14 protein-coding genes are annotated in these 17,743 nt (G+C 55.5%); 4 read left to right on the forward strand and 10 right to left on the reverse strand.

What is annotated here, in order from left to right; all coding sequences use genetic code 11:
- Positions 1-50 precede the first annotated feature (50 nt).
- The 3 genes from kefF to folA all read left to right on the forward strand — a co-directional run bounded on the left by kefF (position 51) and on the right by folA (position 3,033).
- The gene (kefF, locus tag ACMGG3_RS21680) at positions 51-581 is read left to right on the forward strand and encodes a glutathione-regulated potassium-efflux system oxidoreductase KefF (RefSeq protein WP_020882557.1); all 531 of its coding nucleotides are present in this window, start codon (positions 51-53) and stop codon (positions 579-581) included.
- On the forward strand, positions 574-2,439 hold the full coding sequence (gene kefC, locus ACMGG3_RS21685) for a glutathione-regulated potassium-efflux system protein KefC (RefSeq protein ID WP_040018605.1): 1,866 nt from the start codon (positions 574-576) through the stop codon (positions 2,437-2,439). Before kefF ends, kefC begins: the two co-directional genes overlap by 8 nt.
- A gap of 114 nt (positions 2,440-2,553) precedes the next feature.
- A complete protein-coding gene (gene folA, locus ACMGG3_RS21690) occupies positions 2,554-3,033 on the forward strand; it encodes a type 3 dihydrofolate reductase (protein WP_008502023.1) in 480 nt (159 codons plus the stop codon).
- Positions 3,034-3,072: 39 nt separating this feature from the next.
- Here folA and apaH read toward each other — a convergent pair whose 3' ends face one another.
- The 6 genes from apaH to lptD are packed head-to-tail and all read right to left on the reverse strand — an operon-like array spanning position 3,073 to position 9,802.
- On the reverse strand, positions 3,073-3,921 hold the full coding sequence (gene apaH, locus ACMGG3_RS21695; protein WP_014168593.1) for a bis(5'-nucleosyl)-tetraphosphatase (symmetrical) ApaH: 849 nt from the start codon (positions 3,919-3,921) through the stop codon (positions 3,073-3,075).
- A gap of 4 nt (positions 3,922-3,925) precedes the next feature.
- Positions 3,926-4,303 (reverse strand): Co2+/Mg2+ efflux protein ApaG, encoded by a 378-nt coding sequence (gene apaG, locus ACMGG3_RS21700; RefSeq protein WP_014168594.1) that lies wholly within the window; start codon positions 4,301-4,303, stop codon positions 3,926-3,928.
- 3 nt (positions 4,304-4,306) lie between these two features.
- Entirely contained in the window at positions 4,307-5,128 is an 822-nt protein-coding gene (rsmA, locus tag ACMGG3_RS21705; protein ID WP_014168595.1) for a 16S rRNA (adenine(1518)-N(6)/adenine(1519)-N(6))-dimethyltransferase RsmA, read from the reverse strand.
- Positions 5,125-6,111, reverse strand: a complete 987-nt coding sequence (gene pdxA / locus ACMGG3_RS21710) for a 4-hydroxythreonine-4-phosphate dehydrogenase PdxA (RefSeq protein WP_014168596.1) — start codon at positions 6,109-6,111, stop codon at positions 5,125-5,127. Before pdxA ends, rsmA begins: the two co-directional genes overlap by 4 nt.
- On the reverse strand, positions 6,111-7,397 hold the full coding sequence (gene surA / locus ACMGG3_RS21715) for a peptidylprolyl isomerase SurA (RefSeq protein ID WP_014168597.1): 1,287 nt from the start codon (positions 7,395-7,397) through the stop codon (positions 6,111-6,113). The genes pdxA and surA overlap by 1 nt, the downstream gene beginning before the upstream one ends.
- A 53-nt stretch (positions 7,398-7,450) precedes the next feature.
- Positions 7,451-9,802: an LPS assembly protein LptD gene (gene lptD, locus ACMGG3_RS21720; protein ID WP_014168598.1), complete on the reverse strand. Its 2,352-nt coding sequence runs from the start codon at positions 9,800-9,802 to the stop codon at positions 7,451-7,453.
- Between the two features lie 239 nt (positions 9,803-10,041).
- Between lptD and djlA the strand changes: the two genes are divergently transcribed.
- A complete protein-coding gene (djlA, locus tag ACMGG3_RS21725; protein ID WP_014168599.1) occupies positions 10,042-10,857 on the forward strand; it encodes a co-chaperone DjlA in 816 nt (271 codons plus the stop codon).
- Positions 10,858-10,886: 29 nt separating this feature from the next.
- On the opposite strand, the gene rluA is transcribed toward djlA, so the two are convergent.
- The 4 genes from rluA to araD all read right to left on the reverse strand — a co-directional run bounded on the left by rluA (position 10,887) and on the right by araD (position 17,721).
- The gene (gene rluA, locus ACMGG3_RS21730; protein ID WP_014168600.1) at positions 10,887-11,546 is read right to left on the reverse strand and encodes a bifunctional tRNA pseudouridine(32) synthase/23S rRNA pseudouridine(746) synthase RluA; all 660 of its coding nucleotides are present in this window, start codon (positions 11,544-11,546) and stop codon (positions 10,887-10,889) included.
- 12 nt (positions 11,547-11,558) lie between these two features.
- Positions 11,559-14,465, reverse strand: a complete 2,907-nt coding sequence (gene rapA, locus ACMGG3_RS21735; RefSeq protein ID WP_032681677.1) for an RNA polymerase-associated protein RapA — start codon at positions 14,463-14,465, stop codon at positions 11,559-11,561.
- Positions 14,466-14,593: 128 nt separating this feature from the next.
- Positions 14,594-16,951: a DNA polymerase II gene (polB, locus tag ACMGG3_RS21740; RefSeq protein ID WP_414149456.1), complete on the reverse strand. Its 2,358-nt coding sequence runs from the start codon at positions 16,949-16,951 to the stop codon at positions 14,594-14,596.
- Positions 16,952-17,025: 74 nt separating this feature from the next.
- Positions 17,026-17,721 carry an L-ribulose-5-phosphate 4-epimerase gene (araD, locus tag ACMGG3_RS21745; RefSeq protein ID WP_032679615.1) on the reverse strand — a complete coding sequence of 232 codons (696 nt, stop codon included), beginning with the start codon at positions 17,719-17,721 and terminating at the stop codon, positions 17,026-17,028.
- Between the last annotated feature and the right edge of the window lie 22 nt (positions 17,722-17,743).

The raw sequence follows: 17,743 nt of genomic DNA on the forward strand, positions 1-17,743 counted from the left end.
CTGACTACACTCTTTTGGTAAAAGAAGGCAGTAAAACAACAGGCTAATTAATGATTCTGATAATTTACGCACATCCTTATCCGCATCACTCGCATGCAAATAAACGGATGCTTGAGCAGGTAAGGACGCTTGATAACGTAGAGATACGTTCCCTCTATCAACTTTATCCCGATTTTAATATCGATATCGCCGCCGAACAGGAGGCGCTCTCTCGTGCCGATTTAATTATCTGGCAGCATCCAATGCAATGGTACAGCACCCCTCCGCTCCTCAAACTGTGGATCGATAAAGTCTTTTCCCACGGCTGGGCGTATGGCCACAACGGTCACGCGCTTAAAGGTAAAAGCCTGATGTGGGCCGTGACCACCGGCGGGGGAGAAAGCCACTTCGATATTGGTGCTTTCCCGGGCTTTGAGGTGCTGTCACAGCCGCTGCAGGCGACGGCGCTCTATTGTGGGCTGAACTGGCTCCCTCCTTTTGCGATGCACTGTACGTTCGTTTGCGATGATGAGACGTTGCAGGCGCAGGCACGCCATTATAAACAACGGTTACTTGAGTGGCAGGAGGCGAACAATGGATAGCCATACGCTGATACAGGCGCTGATTTACCTCGGCGCGGCTGCGCTGATTGTACCCGTGGCGGTACGTCTGGGGCTGGGTTCGGTGCTGGGCTACCTGATTGCCGGCTGTGTCATTGGACCGTGGGGCTTCCGTCTGGTGACCGATGCCGAGGCGATTCTCCATTTCGCTGAGATCGGCGTCGTGCTGATGCTGTTTGTAATTGGCCTGGAGCTGGATCCCCGGCGGTTATGGAAACTGCGTGCTTCGGTATTTGGTGGGGGAGCGTTGCAGATGGTGGCCTGTGGTCTGCTGCTGGGCGGGTTCTGTATCCTGCTGGGCATGGACTGGAAAGTCGCGACACTCATCGGCCTGACGCTGGCACTCTCCTCTACGGCCATTGCCATGCAGGCAATGAACGAGCGCAACCTGACGGTCTCTCAGATGGGGCGCAGCGCGTTTTCGGTGCTGCTGTTCCAGGATATTGCCGCCATCCCGCTGGTGGCGATGATCCCGCTGCTGGCCGCAAGCGGTGCCTCAACGACCATGGGAGCTTTTGCGCTTTCCGCGCTGAAAGTGGTTGGTGCCCTGGCGCTGGTTATTCTGCTTGGCCGCTACGTGACCCGACCACTGCTGCGCTTTGTCGCTCGCTCCGGCCTGCGTGAAGTTTTCAGTGCCGTTGCGCTGTTCCTGGTGTTTGGCTTTGGTTTGCTGCTCGAGGAAGCCGGCCTATCGATGGCTATGGGGGCGTTCCTGGCAGGGGTGCTGCTGGCCAGCTCTGAATATCGCCATGCGCTGGAAAGTGATATCGAGCCGTTTAAGGGATTATTGCTGGGGCTGTTTTTCATCGGCGTGGGGATGTCTATCGACTTTGGCACGCTGGTAACGCATCCGCTGCGGATCCTCATCCTGCTGGTCGGTTTCCTGGTCATTAAGATGGGCATGTTGTGGCTGATAGCGCGTCCATTAAAGGTGCCCAACAAGCAGCGTCGTTGGTTTGCCGTACTGCTGGGGCAGGGGAGTGAGTTTGCATTCGTGGTCTTTGGCGCGGCGCAGATGGCCAACGTACTGGATGCTGAGTGGGCGAAAGCGCTGACGCTTGCCGTCGCACTGTCGATGGCCGCAACGCCTGTTCTGCTGGTGGTGCTGGCGCGTCTGGAAAAAACGGGGAGCGAGCAAGAACGCGAAGCCGACGAGATCGACGAGGAGCAGCCACGGGTGATCATCGCCGGATTTGGTCGCTTCGGGCAGATTGTGGGCCGTTTGCTGTTGTCGAGTGGGGTCAAAATGGTGATCCTCGACCACGATCCCGACCATGTTGAGACCCTGCGGAAATTCGACATGAAAGTGTTTTACGGGGATGCAACGCGTGTCGATCTGCTGGAGTCCGCCGGGGCGGCGAAAGCCGAAGTGTTGATTAACGCAATCGACGATCCGGAGACCAGCATGCAGATGGTGGAGCTGGTCAAGGAACACTTCCCCGAGCTGACCATTATCTCTCGCGCCCGCGATGTGGATCACTACATCCGGCTGCGTCAGGCAGGTGTGGAGGCGCCAGAGCGTGAAACGTTCGAAGGTGCGCTCAAGTCTGGCCGGATGGCGCTGGAAAATCTGGGGCTAGGTGCCTATGAAGCCCGTGAACGTGCGGACCTGTTCCGCCGCTTTAACACCGAGATGGTGGAAGAGATGGTGGCGATGGCGGGCAGCACAGCCACCGAGCGTGCAGCGGTGTTTAAACGCACCAGCGCGATGCTGACGGAAATCATTAACGAGGACCGCAATCACCTGTCGCTTATCCAGCGTCACGGCTGGCAGGGCACGGAAGAGGGCAAGCATACCGGCGATCCGGCGGACGAACCGGAGAGTAAACCTTCCGCGTGAAGTGGAGTTGCCAGCAATATTAAAAAATTTCTCTATCTTTACTCAGCCGCCAGTCGACGAAAGATTAAGCTTTCCGTATAGTGGCGGCAATTTTTTGCATCCGGGAAATTTTCAATGATCAGTCTGATTGCAGCGCTGGCGGTGGACCGTGTTATCGGTATGGAAAATGCCATGCCGTGGAACCTGCCTGCCGATCTCGCATGGTTTAAACGTACTACGTTAAACAAGCCGGTAGTGATGGGCCGCCTGACCTGGGAGTCGATTGGTCGTCCATTACCGGGCCGTAAAAATATCGTTATCAGTAGCCAGCCTGGCACTGACGATCGCGTCGAATGGGTGAAGTCCGTAGACGAGGCCATTGCCGCATGCGGTAATGCCGAGGAGATCATGGTGATTGGCGGTGGGCGTGTGTACGAACAGTTCCTGCCGAAAGCACAGAAGCTGTATCTGACCCATATTGATGCGGAAGTGGAAGGGGATACGCATTTCCCGGACTACGATCCTGATGAGTGGGAATCTGTCTTCAGTGAATTCCACGACGCGGATGCGCAGAACTCCCACAGCTACTGCTTCGAAATTCTGGAACGTCGCTAAGTGAATGTCCCTCTCCCGTCCGGGGGAGGGAAATCCTCATCAGGAGGCAACGGCCTCGTCTTCCCCTAAGTCCAGCTGTCGGTTGGATGGCTGAACAAAGTACGTTTTATCTTCCCAGCGCAAGCAGGTTAACTCTCCACCCCAGCAGCAGCCGGTATCGAGACCGTAGATCCCCTCCGGTGTGCCTTTTCCTTCAAGCGACGCCCAGTGGCCAAACACCACGTTATAGGCGTTGGTCACCGGACCGGGAATGGCAAACCACGGTTTAAGAGGCGCAGGTGCGCTTTCCGGTGTCTCTTTGCAATACATATCCAGCTGCCCGTTCGGGAAGCAAAAACGCATGCGGGTGAAAGCGTTCGTAATAAAGCGCAGGCGGGCCAGACCGCTAAGATCTTCGCTCCAGTGATTCGGCATATCGCCGTACATCGCGTCGAGGAAGAAAGGATACGAGTCGCTTGCCAGCACCGCTTCAACGTCACGCGCACAGGTTTTCGCCGTCTCAAGATCCCACTGAGGGGTGATCCCGGCATGCGCCATGACCAGTTTTTTCTCTTCATCGATCTGCAGCAGCGGCTGGCGGCGTAGCCAGTTGATGAGAACATCCGCGTCCGGGGCATCCAGCAAAGGCGAGAGACGATCTTTGGGTTTGTTGCGACTGATCCCGGCAAAGACGGCCAGCAAATGCAGATCGTGGTTGCCCAGTACCATGCGCACGCTGTCGCCCAGTGATTTGACGAAGCGTAGAACGTCCAGCGAGCCAGGGCCACGCGCCACTAAATCGCCCGTCAGCCAGAGCGTATCTTGTCCAGGCGTAAAGTCGACCTGTTTTAACAATGCGATCAGTTCATCGTAGCAACCGTGAACGTCGCCAATCAGATATGTAGACATTAGATTAATGAATGAGTGTTGTAACGGCGAGACGGAACACAGGAATAGCAACGCGGAACACATTGCCATCGACGTCGACCATTTCGTAATGGCCCTGCATGGTACCCAGCGGCGTTTCGATCACGGCACCGCTGGTATATTGATACTCTTCGCCAGGGTCGATGTGGGGCTGTTCACCAACCACACCTTCACCCTGAACTTCGATTTCGCGGCCGTTGCCGTTGGTGATAAGCCAGTAGCGCCCAAGCAGTTGCACAGGCATCCGCCCCAGATTGCGAATGGTCACGGTGTAAGCGAAGACAAAACGTTCTTCATCCGGTGAGGACTGGGATTCAACATAAACGCTTTGTACATGGACACATACGCGGGGCGAATCAATCATGGCTTAACTCTCCTTCGGCGGCGCATTTTCGCTGATGTAATTAGCCAGCTTGCAGTACTGTTCTACGGAAATATTTTCTGCACGCATTGCCGGGTCAATACCCAACTCAGTCAGCACTTCAACGGTAAACAGATTGCCCAGGCTGTTACGGATCGTTTTACGGCGCTGGTTAAACGCTTCCGTAGTAATGCGGCTCAGCACGCGCAGGTCTTTCACCGGGTACGGCATTATTTTATGCGGTACAAGACGCACTACCGCAGAGTCCACTTTTGGTGGCGGCGTAAAGGCGGTTGGCGGTACTTCGAGCACCGGGATCACGTTGCAGAAATATTGCGCCATCACGCTCAAACGACCATACGCTTTACTGTTCGGCCCTGCAACCAGACGGTTAACCACCTCTTTTTGCAACATGAAGTGCATGTCGGCAATGGCATCAGTATAGCTAAACAGGTGGAACATTAGCGGTGTGGAAATGTTGTACGGCAGGTTACCGAACACGCGCAGCGGTTGGCCCATTTTTTCCGACAGCTCACCAAAGTTCATGGTCATGGCATCCTGCTGATAAATCGTCAGCTTTGGCCCCAGGAACGGATGAGTTTGCAGGCGTGCGGCGAGATCGCGATCGAGTTCGATAACGGTCAGTTCGTCCAGGCGTTCGCCTACGGGTTCAGTCAGAGCGGCAAGACCCGGGCCGATTTCGACCATAGCCTGACCTTTCTGCGGATTAATGGCAGACACGATACTGTCGATCACGAACTGATCGTTGAGGAAGTTTTGCCCGAAGCGTTTTCGGGCTAAGTGGCCCTGATGGACTCGATTAGTCATTGAGTATTAACAATCATTTTGATGGCGAGATTAAGCGCCGTAATAAAACTGCCGACATCCGCTTTCCCCTGGCCTGCCAGATCCAGCGCAGTACCGTGGTCAACGGACGTTCGAATAAAAGGTAAACCGAGGGTGATATTCACCCCGCGGCCAAAGCCCTGGTATTTTAGCACGGGCAGGCCTTGATCGTGGTACATCGCGAGCACGGCGTCCGCATTATCCAGGTATTTTGGCTGGAAAAGGGTATCGGCAGGCAACGGCCCGCTTAAGTTCATCCCTTTTGCCCGCATTTCTTGAAGCACCGGAATAATGGTGTCGATCTCTTCGGTACCCATATGTCCGCCTTCACCGGCGTGCGGGTTCAGGCCGCAGACCAGCACATGCGGCTGTTTGATGCCGAATTTGGTTTGCAGGTCGTGATGCAGGATCCCGATGATCTCCCGTAAAAGAGACGGAGTAATGGCATCCGGAATGGCCCTGATGGGCAAATGGGTCGTCACGAGGGCAACGCGCATTGCTTCTGTCGCCAGCATCATGACCACTTTCGGGCTGTGCGAGCGCTCTTCAAAGAACTCCGTGTGCCCGGTAAACGGTATCCCCGCCTCGTTGATAACGCCTTTGTGCACGGGACCGGTGATCAGGGCGGCAAATTCGCCCTTCAGGCAACCGTCGCAGGCACGCGCCAGCGTCTCTACAACATAGTGGCCGTTTTCGGTACTGAGCTGACCCGGGATGACGGGAGTACGAAGTGGAACAGGAAGAAGCGTAAGCGTGCCGGCTTGCTGTGGTGCAGGCTGCTGGCCTTCAACGTAGGGGATGAGCGTTAAAGGCAGACCGAGCAGCGTTGCCCGGTCTTGTAACAGTGTTGCATCAGCGCAGACAACCAGTTCCACCGGCCAGCTGCGCTGGGCGAGCTGGACAACGAGGTCAGGCCCAATCCCGGCAGGTTCGCCGGGAGTGATCACAACACGATGCTGTTTCATTAGTTGCTCAGTACTTTCACATAAGCGCTGGCGCGTTGTTCCTGCATCCAGGTTGCTGCTTCTTCAGAGAACTTACGGTTAAACAGCATGCGGTAGGCTCTGTCTTTCTGCGCCGCGTCCGTTTTATCAACATTGCGGGTATCCAACAGTTCGATCAGATGCCAGCCGAAGGAGGAGTGCACCGGGGCGCTCATCTGGCCTTTGTTCAGCTTCATCAGTGCGTCACGGAACGCAGGATCGTAGATATCCGCGGCCGCCCAGCCCAGATCGCCGCCCTGATTAGCAGAGCCGGGATCCTGAGAGAACTCTTTCGCGGCATTCGCAAACGAGGTTTTTCCGCTCTTAATGTCTGCGGCAATCTGTTGCAGTTTCACGCGCGCCTGATCGTCAGTCATGATAGGTGACGGCTTGAGGAGAATATGGCGAGCGTGAACTTCGGTAACCGAAATGTTCTGACTCTGACCGCGCAGATCGTTCACTTTCAGGATGTGGAAGCCCACGCCTGAACGGATGGGACCCACGATGTCACCTTTCTTCGCCGTGCTCAGCGCCTGAGCAAAGATGGAAGGCAGCTCCTGGATACGTCCCCAGCCCATCTGGCCGCCTTTCAGCGCCTGTTGGTCAGCGGAGTAGGTGATGGCCAGTTTGCCAAAGTCACCGCCGTTACGTGCCTGCTCGACAATCGAACGCGCCTGGCTTTCAGCTTCCGCAGCCTGGTCGGAGGTTGGGTTCTCTGGCAGCGGGATCAGAATGTGGCTCAGGTTCAGTTCGGTGCTGGCGTCGTTCTGGTTACCCACCTGTTTTGCCAGCGCGTCCACTTCCTGAGGCAGGATCGTGACGCGGCGACGGACTTCATTGTTACGTACTTCCGAAATCAGCATCTCTTTACGGATCTGATTACGGTACGTTGCATAGCTGATGCCATCATAGGCCAGACGGCTGCGCATCTGGTCCAGGCTCATGTTGTTCTGCTTCGCGATGTTAGCAATGGCCTGATCGAGCTGCTCGTCAGTGACCTTCACACCCATTTTCTGACCCATTTGCAGGACAATCTGATCCATGATCAGACGTTCCAGGATCTGATGGCGCAGGGTAGCGTCATCCGGAAGTTGCTGACCTGCTTCACCCGAATTGAGCTTCACAGATTTCATCAAACCGTCAACGTCGCTTTCGAGCACGACGCCGTTGTTAACCACAGCGGCGACCTTATCAACAACCTGGGGGGCCGCGAAGCTGGTATTCGCGACCATAGCGACACCGAGCAGCAGCGTTTTCCAGTTCTTCATACTTTTTCCATTTCAATTAACCGCAAAGCGGATTACGTTGCAAATTAAGCACATTACAAGGAACTGCGGTACGGCAGAATGTTCGAGCGCAGCATCTGCTGCGTGCCCAGGCCGTAGTTGGAGCTCAGGCCGCGCAGTTCGACATTAAAGCCAATCACGTTATCGTATTTGCCCTGTTCATTCTTGGTATCCCAGCCGTTAAGCTTACGTTCGTAACCGACACGCAGCGCGTAGCAGCAGGAGTTATATTGCAGACCAACCATCTGGTCAGCAGGTTTACTGGTGTTGGTGTCAAAGTAGTAAGCACCGACGATTGACCAGCGATCGGCGATTGGCCAGCTCGCTGCGCCACCCACCTGCGAGATGCCGTCTTTGTACTGATCCGTATTCGCATAGTTTGGCAACGTGGCCTGAATATATTCTGGGCTGGCGTAACGATAGGTCAACTGCAGCATACGGTCTTCATCACGACGGTATTCAATCGCCGCACTGCTTGTCGCAACGTTGTTGAGACGCGTATCGTACTGCACACCCCCGCGTAAACCCCAGCGATCGGTCATACGCCAGTAGGTATCACCCGCCCACACCAGAGAACCCGTTTTGTTGTCTTTTTCCCAGTTAATGTCGTCATCACCGGTCCGGGACTCGGTGAAATAGTAGATTTGACCAACAGAAACGTTAAAACGTTCAACGGCGGCATCATCATAAACGCGCGTTGTGACGCCGGTCGTTAACTGGTTTGCTGACGCAATACGGTCGAGGCCACCGTAGGTACGGTCGCGGAACAGACCGCTGTAGTCAGACTGCAGGAATGAGGAGTCATAGTTCTGAATGTTGCTCTGATCGCGATACGGGACGTACAGATACTGCATACGTGGCTCAAGCGTCTGGGTATAACCCTCCGCCAGAAGACCCATATCGCGTTCGAAGATCAGTTTGCCGTCCATTTTGAACTGCGGCAGGACGCGGTTCACGGATTCTTCGAGATCGGTGCCGTAACGGTTGTTATACCAGTCGAGATTCTTCTGCTGGTAATGGGTGGCCATCAGTTTGGCCTCGGTATTCAGGCTCGACCAGTCATTTGACACCGGCAAATTGATGGTTGGCTCGAGGTGAACACGCGTGGATTCCGGCATATCCGAGTTGGTGTTAACGAAGTGCACGGCCTGGGCGTACACGTGGGTGTCAAACGGGCCAACATCGTTCTGGTACCAGTTAACGTCCAGCTGCGGTTCTGCACCATAAGTGCTTCTCGTCTGGGTATCAAAGACCTGGAATTGCTTGGTAGAGACCGTGGCGTTGAAGTTCTCAATAGCGTATCCCACGCTGAATTTCTGCGTGGCGTAGCCATCGGTACTGGACCCGTATTTGGAGTCAAAGTCGTTGAAATAGTAAGGGTCGCTGACTTTGGTGTAGTCGACGTTAAACCGCCAGACCTGGTCCATTACCCCGGCATGTTTCCAGTAGAACAACCAGCGGTGTTTATCACCTTCTGTTGGATGCTCATCCTGGAAGACTTTATCCGACGGCAGATAATCCAGTTCCATCAGGCCAGTACCCGCCTGCGTCAGGTAGCGGAACTCGTTTTCCCACATAACGTTGCCGCGCTTATGGATATAGTGCGGCGTGATCGTGGCGTCCATGTTGGGCGCGATGTTCCAGTAATACGGCAGATAGAACTCAAAGTAGTTCGTGGTGCTGTATTTGGCATTCGGGATCAGGAAACCTGAGCGGCGTTTGTCACCCACAGGAAGCTGCAGGTAAGGGCTGTAGAAAACAGGCACCGGACCGAGCTTGAAGCGGGCGTTCCAGATCTCTGCAACCTGCTCTTCACGGTCATGGATGACTTCACTTCCGACCACGCTCCAGGTATTAGACCCGGGCAGACAGGACGTGAAGGAGCCGTTTTCGAGAATCGTATAGCGGTTTTCACCGCGCTGTTTCATCAGGTCTGCATCACCGCGCCCCTGGCGACCTACCATCTGGTAATCACCTTCCCAGACGTTAGTGTCTTTGGTATTCAGGTTTGACCAGGCTTTCGGACCTTTCAGGATGACCTGATTGTCGTCATAGTGCACATTACCCAGCGCATCCACCGTTCGTACCGGCTCGGCCGCACCTTCCGGCTGCTTCTGATGTAATTGCACTTCATCTGCCTGCAGACGGCTGTTGCCCTGGTTAATATCCACATTGCCAGTAAATGTCGCATTGTCAGGATATGTGCCTTTAGAGCTATCGGCAGTAATGGTTACCGGCAAGCTATTCGTATCGCCCTTTACCAGTGGACGATTATAACTTGGGACGCCAAGCATACACTGCGAGGCGAGATCGGCCGCCAGTCCCTGTTGGCTGTACAGGGCGGTGCCAATCATTGTGGCCAGGAGGGTGGGGATACGTTTTTTCATACGTTGTATTTTATTGTTCCGTCATCAGTGGCTACGGCTTACAAACGCTCAGAGACTATCTTACTCATCAGCGCAGTACCAGCGTTAATCCTGCCCGTTTGCGCGCCAGAGTGTTAGGCTCGCTATCGAATGACGAGTATGATAAAGCAAATTATAGGCGATGTCCTTCAATTGACCGTGGCTTGAACACTGTGATGATGACGTTGCGTCGGCCAGGAACATGACTAACCGGGGAGTATATGCAGTATTGGGGTAAAATAATCGGCGTTGCGTTCGCCATCATCATGGGTGCCGGGTTCTGGGGGATCGTACTGGGGCTTATTATCGGCCATATGTTTGATAAGGCTCGCAGCCGCAAAATGGCCTGGTTTGCCAATCAGCGTGAGCGTCAGTCCCTCTTTTTCTCCACCACGTTTGAGGTGATGGGGCACTTAACCAAATCAAAAGGGCGTGTGACGGAAGCCGATATTCAGATAGCCAGCGTCTTTATGGACCGCATGAATCTGCATGGTGACTCCCGTCTCGCGGCACAAAATGCGTTTCGCATCGGTAAAGCGGATAACTATCCGCTGCGCGATAAAATGCGACAGTTCCGCAGCATCTGCTTCGGCCGTTTTGATTTAATTCGGATGTTTCTGGAGATCCAAATCCAGGCGGCGTTTGCCGATGGTTCACTTCATCCGAATGAACGCGATGTTTTATATGTTATTGCGGAAGAACTGGGCATCTCCCGTATGCAGTTCGACCAGTTCCTGCGCATGATGCAGGGCGGTGCGCAGTTTGGCGGCGGCTATCACCAGCAGTCCTCTGGCGGTGCCTGGCAGCAGGCGCAGCGGGGTCCGACGCTGGAGGATGCCTGTAATGTGCTGGGGGTGAAGCCATCGGACGATGTGACCACTATCAAGCGTGCCTATCGTAAGCTGATGAGTGAGCACCACCCGGACAAACTGGTCGCGAAAGGCTTACCGCCGGAGATGATGGAGATGGCGAAGCAAAAAGCGCAGGAAATTCAGAAAGCGTACGAGTTGATTAAAGAGAAGAAAAGTTTCAAATAAAAAAGGCCCGACACTGTCGGGCCTTTTTTTTAGAAGTCGACTGGGGCTTTAAACGTCATTGCATTGCCAAAAACCGGATGGGTGATGGTGAGCGTCTGCGCATGCAGCTGCAGGCGTGGCGCCAGCGCCAGTGCATCGGGCGGCGCGTAAAATCTGTCCCCCAGAATCGGGTGCCCCAGCGCAAGCATATGGACACGCAACTGGTGCGAGCGCCCGGTAATCGGTTTAAGCAGTACGCGCGCAGTGTTATCTGGCGCGTACTCCAGCACTTCATACTCGGTTTGTGCTGCTTTGCCGGTTTCGTAACAGACCTTTTGTTTTGGTCGGTTCGGCCAGTCGCAGATCAGCGGTAAATCCACCAGCCCTTCCGCCGGCTGAGGATGCCCCCAGACACGTGCGACATACTGCTTTTTCGGCTCGCGATCGCGGAACTGGCGTTTCAGCTCGCGTTCCGCCGCTTTATTCAGCGCCACTACAATCACACCGCTGGTGGCCATGTCCAGACGATGGACAGACTCCGCCTGAGGATAATCACGCTGAATACGCGTCATCACACTGTCTTTGTGCTCATCCAGACGCCCTGGCACGGACAACAAGCCGCTGGGCTTGTTGACCACCATAATGTGCTCATCCTGATAAAGCACCACCAGCCAGGGATCCTGAGGTGGATTGTAAGGCTCCATCACCATCTTGCGCTCCGTTTACTGATGCGTCACAACGATAAGACGCAAGGCATCCAGACGCCAGCCTGCCTGATTAAGACTTTCCAGCACCTGCTTACGGTTGCTCTCGATCGCTGCCAGCTCGTCATCGCGGATGTTTGGGTTTACCGCTTTCAACGCTTCCAGACGGGAGAGTTCCGCGGACAGTTTGTCGTCGGCTTCTTGACGTGCGGCATCAATCAGCGCCCGGGCCGCTTTTTCGATCTGCGTTTCACCCAGCTGCAGAATAGCGTGCACATCCTGCTGTACCGCATTGACCAGCTTACTGCCGGTATGGCGGTTCACGGCGCTCAGCTGGCGGTTAAAGCTCTCGAATTCAACCTGAGCGGCGAGGTTCGTGCCGTTTTTGTCCAGCAGCAGACGCACAGGCGTTGACGGCAGGAAGCGGTTGAGCTGCAGCTGTTTCGGCGCCTGCGCTTCGACAACGTAAATCAGTTCCAGCAACAGAGTACCCACTGGCAGCGCTTTGTTTTTCAACAACGAGATGGTGCTGCTGCCGGTATCGCCTGAGAGGATCAAATCCAGACCGTTGCGGATCAGCGGGTGCTCCCAGGTGATGAACTGCGCATCTTCGCGCGACAGCGCCACATCACGTTCAAAGGTGATGGTGCATCCATCTTCCGGCAGGCCAGGGAAATCCGGGACCAGCATATGGTCGGATGGGGTCAGGACAATCAAATTCTCGCCACGATCGTCCTGATTTATGCCAACGATGTCGAACAGGTTCATGGAGAAGCTGATCAGGCTGGTGTCATCATCCTGCTCTTCAATGCTTTCAGCGAGCGCCTGGGCTTTTTCACCGCCGTTGGAGTGGATCTCCAGCAGGCGGTCACGGCCCTGTTCCAGCTGAGATTTCAGCGCTTCATGCTTATCACGGCAGGCTTTGATCAATTCATCAAACCCGTCGGTGTTCTCTGGCGCGGCCAGATAGCCGATCAGATCGGCGTGCACCTGATCGTAAATCGGGCGGCCGGTCGGGCAGGTGTGCTCAAACGCATCCAGACCTTCGTGGAACCAACGCACCAGTACGGACTGGGCGGTTTTTTCCAGGTAAGGAACGTGGATCTGAATATCATGCGCCTGTCCAATACGATCCAGACGGCCGATACGCTGTTCCAGCAGATCCGGGTTGAACGGCAAATCGAACATCACCAGGTTGCTGGCAAACTGGAAGTTACGGCCTTCAGACCCGATTTCAGAGCACAGCAGAACCTGGGCACCGCTGTCCTCTTCTGCAAACCATGCCGCGGCACGGTCACGCTCGACGATGGACATCCCTTCGTGGAACACGGCGGCGCGAATACCTTCGCGTTCGCGCAGGACCTGCTCCAGCTGCAGTGCGGTGGCTGCTTTGGCGCAGATCACCAGCACTTTCTGAGAACGGTGCGCGGTCAAATAGCCCATCAGCCACTCAACACGCGGGTCGAAGTTCCACCAGGTGCCGGTATCGCCTTCAAATTCCTGGTAAATCTGTTCCGGGTAGAGCATGTCGCGTGCACGCTCTTCTGCAGTTTTGCGTGCGCCCATAATGCCGGAAACTTTAATGGCTGTCTGGTACTGCGTCGGCAGTGGCAATTTGATGGTATGCAGTTCGCGTTTCGGGAAACCTTTCACCCCGTTACGGGTGTTACGGAACAGGACGCGGCTGGTGCCGTGGCGATCCATCAGCATATCGATCAGTTCTTTACGCGCGGAATCCGCGTTGTCACTGTCGCTGTTGGCCGCCTGCAGCAGAGGCTCAATATCCTGCTCGCCAATCAGATCGCTCAGGGTGTTGAGCTCGTCATTCGAGAGATGTTTACCCGCCAGCAGCAGGGCAACGGCATCGGCGACCGGACGGTAGTTATTCTGCTCTTCAACGAACTGCTCAAAGTCATGGAAGCGGTTTGGATCGAGCAGGCGCAAACGGGCGAAGTGGCTCTCCAGACCTAACTGCTCCGGCGTTGCGGTCAGCAGCAGGACGCCTGGTACGCGCTCGGCAAGCTGTTCGATAGCCATGTATTCCCGGCTTGGTGCATCTTCGCTCCAGACCAGATGGTGCGCTTCATCGACCACCATCAGGTCCCATTCGGCGTCGCACAGATGCTCAAGACGTTGCTTGCTGCGGCGTACGAAATCCAGAGAGCAGATCACCAGCTGTTCCGTTTCAAACGGGTTGTCCGCATCGTGCTGGGCTTCTGCATAGCGCTCGTCATCAAACAGAGCGAAACGCAGGTTAAAGCGGCGCAGCATCTCGACCAGCCATTGATGCTGCAGGGTTTCCGGTACCACAATCAGCACGCGCTCGGCTGCGCCGGAAAGCAGCTGTTGATGCAGGATCATGCCCGCTTCAATGGTTTTCCCCAGGCCCACTTCATCTGCCAGCAGAACGCGAGGTGCGTGACGGCGGCCCACGTCATGGGCGATGTTCAGCTGGTGGGGAATAAGGCTGGTACGCTGACCGCGCAGGCCGCTCCACGGCATACGGTACTGTTCACTCTGGAACTTGCGCGCGCGATAGCGCAGGGAGAAGCGATCCATACGGTCGATTTGCCCGGCAAACAGGCGATCCTGCGGCTTACTGAATACCAGTTTGCTGTCGAGCAGCACCTCACGCAGGATGACATTGGCCTCGTCGGTGTCCAGGCGAGTCCCGATGTAGGCGAGCAGTCCATTCTCTTCTTTTACGTCTTCGACCTTTAGCTGCCAGCCGTCGTGGCTGGTCACGGTGTCACCCGGGTTGAACATCACGCGGGTCACAGGGGAATCATTGCGGGCGTACAGGCGGTTTTCACCGGTAGCAGGGAAAAGGAGGGTAACCATTCGTGCATCCACGGCAACCACGGTTCCTAATCCAAGTTCGCTTTCTGTATCGCTGATCCAGCGTTGACCAAGTGTAAAAGGCATATTTGTTCGGCTCTAATCGTAAATTGCAGGCAATAGTTCAACCACCGTCAAAAAAGACAGTCATTGAAAAATGGGTCCGGGAATGGAAAGGGCGCTATGGTACTGGATGGCAGCCATTTCGTCACGTGTCAAAATAGGCCAAGTTGCCCTGTCACTAGTGTAGCAAAGTCGTCGTCGATGAAGGGCAAAATTCCGTCCGCGACCGGCTGAAGCTGACGCGTAAGATAGTGCTCGTAATCCAGAGGCGAGTGCTGGTAATCCACGGGTTCCGGGCCGCTGGTGGTCCAGAGGTATTTGATGGTTCCCCGGTTCTGATACTGCGGGGCACGCCCCCGGCGCACGTTCTCCTCATCCGCCAGACGCGCGGCGCGGACGTGCGGCGGAACGTTGCGCTGGTATTCCGCCAGTGGGCGGCGCAGGCGCTTGCGGTACACCAGCTGGGCGTCGAGTTCACCGGCCATCAGGCTGGCAATTGTTTCACGCACGTAGTCCTGATAAGGCTCGTTGCGAAAGATACGCAGATAAAGCGTTTGCTGAAACTGCTGTGCCAGCGGCGTCCAGTCGGTGCGCACGGTTTCCAGCCCTTTAAAGACCATTCGCTGCTTGTCACCTTCCTGAATAAGACCGGCGTAGCGCTTCTTACTGCCCTGGTCGGTACCGCGAATGGTGGGCATTAAAAAGCGGCTGAAATGGGTTTCAAACTCCAGTTCTAACGCGCTGCTTAACCGCTCTTTTTGCAAACTTTCCTGCCACCAGGCGTTCACAAAAGTCACCAGTGATTTGCCGATTCGCGCGGCATCCTCTTCTGAATGCGCGCCCTTAAGCCAGACAAAGGTGGAATCCGTATCGCCATAAATAACGTCATAACCCTGGGATTCAATCAACGCTTTGGTCTGGCGCATGATGTCGTGACCGCGCATGGTGATAGATGACGCCAGTCGTGGGTCGAAGAAGCGGCAGGCGCTGGTCCCCAGAACCCCGTAAAACGCGTTCATGATAATTTTCAGCGCCTGAGAAAGGGGCTTGTTGCCATGACGCTTAGCCTCGTCGCGACCGTGCCAGATGTTTCCCACGATTTCCGGCAGACAGTGCTTTTCCCGTGAGAAGCGGGCCCCGAGAAAACCTTCTGTGCTGTGCAAATCGTCAGGCTGCGCCATCCCTTCCACCAGCCCGACGGGATCGATCAGGAAGGTGCGAATAATGGACGGATAGAGGCTTTTGTAGTCCAGCACCAGCACGGAGTCATACAACCCGGGCCGGGAATCCATCACGTAACCGCCTGGGCTTGCCTGCGGCGGCACGTCACCGAGGTTGGGGGCGACATAGCCCGCCCGGTGCATACGCGGGAAATAGAGGTGGCTAAAGGCGGCCACGGAGCCACCGTGCCGGTCAGCGGCGAGGCCGTTCACCGTCGCGCGCTCGAGCAGGAAGGGCATGATCTCCGTTTTGTGGAAAATCTGCGTCACCAGTTCACAATCTTTCAGGTTGTAGGTGGCGAGCGCCGGTTTGTCTTCGTTAAAGCGCCGGTCGATTTCATCCATTCTGTCCCACGGATTGTCGATGGATTTCCCTTCGCCGAGCAGCTCCTGCGCCACCGCTTCCAGAGAGAAAGAGGAAAAATTCCAGAAGGCAGATTTGAGCGCCTCAATGCCGTCGATAATCAGGCGGCCATTGGCCTGCGCGAAAAACACACCGTTTTTAAAACCGTGCTCGCGCCATTCCAGCTCGCTGTTTCCGCGCCCCAGCATCAGGGGGATGCGGTAACGTTCAGCATGTTTTTGCAGCACGCGCAGATCGAACTGCACCACGTTCCAGCCGATCAACACATCGGGATCGCGATCGGCAAACCACTGGTTAAGCTTTTCCAGAAGCTGTGGCCGGCTGTTGACATACTCCAGCCGGAAATCCAGCGCGGATGCGTTGCCATTCGGGGGGCCAAGCATATAAACAACCCGATCCCCGCAGCCTTCAAGGCCGATACAGTACAGCTCACCGTGGCGAGTGGTTTCGATATCCAGCGAGACCCATTTCAACGGCGGCCGGTAGGTAGGGTTGGGTTTGAGACGGGCGTTAATAAGGCTGCCGTTTTGCGCGGTGCCGTCGACCCAGACGGGGGCAGTAATAAACCGCTCCATCAGAAAACGTTCTGGCGGGCGGATATCGGCTTCGTACAGCGTCACGCCAGCGTCGCGCAGCAGTTTTTCATAACGCATCAGCTGGCGATGGGCGCGGCAGTAAAGGCCATGTACGGGCTGACGGTGGAAATCTTTCAGTTCAAGCGGCGTCAGGCGCCAGCCATTTTCACCGCGCAGCAGTTGCTTTACTTTCTCAACGTGATCGTTCGGGATAAAAGTCACGGACTCCTGCGGCGGCAGGGTCACGTGCAGCGGGCCGTTGTCCGTCGCCAGCCAGAATGCCACCTCGGTGCCCTGAGGAGTATCCCGCCAGTGTCGGGTAAGTAAAAAACCTTCTTGCGCCTGCGCCACGCCGCTATCCCATAAAACAAAACCAGGCTTGATTATAGCCTGGTTGAATATTTTATGCTGGGTATATATACAGTTTACTGTCCGTAATAGGCTTTTGCGCCATGTTTACGCAGGTAGTGTTTATCCAGCAGGGTTGGCTGCATATCCGGAAGCTGCGGTGCCAGCTGGCGGCAGAAGATGCCCATATACGCGACCTCTTCCAGCACAATCGCGTTATGTACCGCATCTTCGGCGTTTTTGCCCCAGGCAAAAGGTCCATGGGAGTGCACCAGCACGCCGGGCATTTGCGCAGCGTCGATACCCTGTTTTTCAAACGTTTCGACGATAACGTTGCCGGTTTCCCACTCATACTCGCCGTTGATCTCTTCATCAGTCATCAAACGGGTGCAGGGAATGGTGCCGTAAAAGTAGTCTGCGTGCGTGGTTCCGGTCGCTGGAATGGACTGGCCGGCCTGCGCCCAGATGGTCGCATGACGCGAATGGGTATGCACAATACCGCCAATGGTCGGGAAGGCCTGGTAGAGCAGGCGATGCGTTGGCGTGTCGGAGGAGGGTTTTTTCTTTCCTTCCACCACTTCGCCCGTGGCGATGCTGACGACAACCATATCTTCTGCGGTCATTACCGTGTAATCCACCCCTGACGGCTTTATCACGAAGACGCCGTGCTCGCGGTCAACGGCGCTGACGTTGCCCCAGGTCAGCGTCACCAGATTGTGTTTGGGCAGCGCCAGGTTGGCTTCCAGTACCTGACGTTTGAGATCTTCTAACATGCAATCCTCCAGGAAAAGAGGC

This window comes from Enterobacter sp. BNK-18 (genome assembly GCF_047456135.1).
Classification (GTDB): Bacteria; Pseudomonadota; Gammaproteobacteria; order Enterobacterales; family Enterobacteriaceae; genus Enterobacter; species Enterobacter ludwigii.

What these genes read in the sequence shown, in the direction of transcription:
- kefF (WP_020882557.1), top strand. Translation starts at nt 51, where the DNA reads ATGATTCTGATAATTTACGCACATCCTTATCCGCATCACTCGCATGCA.
- kefC (WP_040018605.1), top strand. Translation starts at nt 574, where the DNA reads ATGGATAGCCATACGCTGATACAGGCGCTGATTTACCTCGGCGCGGCT.
- folA (WP_008502023.1), top strand. Translation starts at nt 2,554, where the DNA reads ATGATCAGTCTGATTGCAGCGCTGGCGGTGGACCGTGTTATCGGTATG.
- apaH (WP_014168593.1), bottom strand. Translation starts at nt 3,921, where the DNA reads ATGTCTACATATCTGATTGGCGACGTTCACGGTTGCTACGATGAACTG.
- apaG (WP_014168594.1), bottom strand. Translation starts at nt 4,303, where the DNA reads ATGATTGATTCGCCCCGCGTATGTGTCCATGTACAAAGCGTTTATGTT.
- rsmA (WP_014168595.1), bottom strand. Translation starts at nt 5,128, where the DNA reads ATGACTAATCGAGTCCATCAGGGCCACTTAGCCCGAAAACGCTTCGGG.
- pdxA (WP_014168596.1), bottom strand. Translation starts at nt 6,111, where the DNA reads ATGAAACAGCATCGTGTTGTGATCACTCCCGGCGAACCTGCCGGGATT.
- surA (WP_014168597.1), bottom strand. Translation starts at nt 7,397, where the DNA reads ATGAAGAACTGGAAAACGCTGCTGCTCGGTGTCGCTATGGTCGCGAAT.
- lptD (WP_014168598.1), bottom strand. Translation starts at nt 9,802, where the DNA reads ATGAAAAAACGTATCCCCACCCTCCTGGCCACAATGATTGGCACCGCC.
- djlA (WP_014168599.1), top strand. Translation starts at nt 10,042, where the DNA reads ATGCAGTATTGGGGTAAAATAATCGGCGTTGCGTTCGCCATCATCATG.
- rluA (WP_014168600.1), bottom strand. Translation starts at nt 11,546, where the DNA reads ATGGTGATGGAGCCTTACAATCCACCTCAGGATCCCTGGCTGGTGGTG.
- rapA (WP_032681677.1), bottom strand. Translation starts at nt 14,465, where the DNA reads ATGCCTTTTACACTTGGTCAACGCTGGATCAGCGATACAGAAAGCGAA.
- araD (WP_032679615.1), bottom strand. Translation starts at nt 17,721, where the DNA reads ATGTTAGAAGATCTCAAACGTCAGGTACTGGAAGCCAACCTGGCGCTG.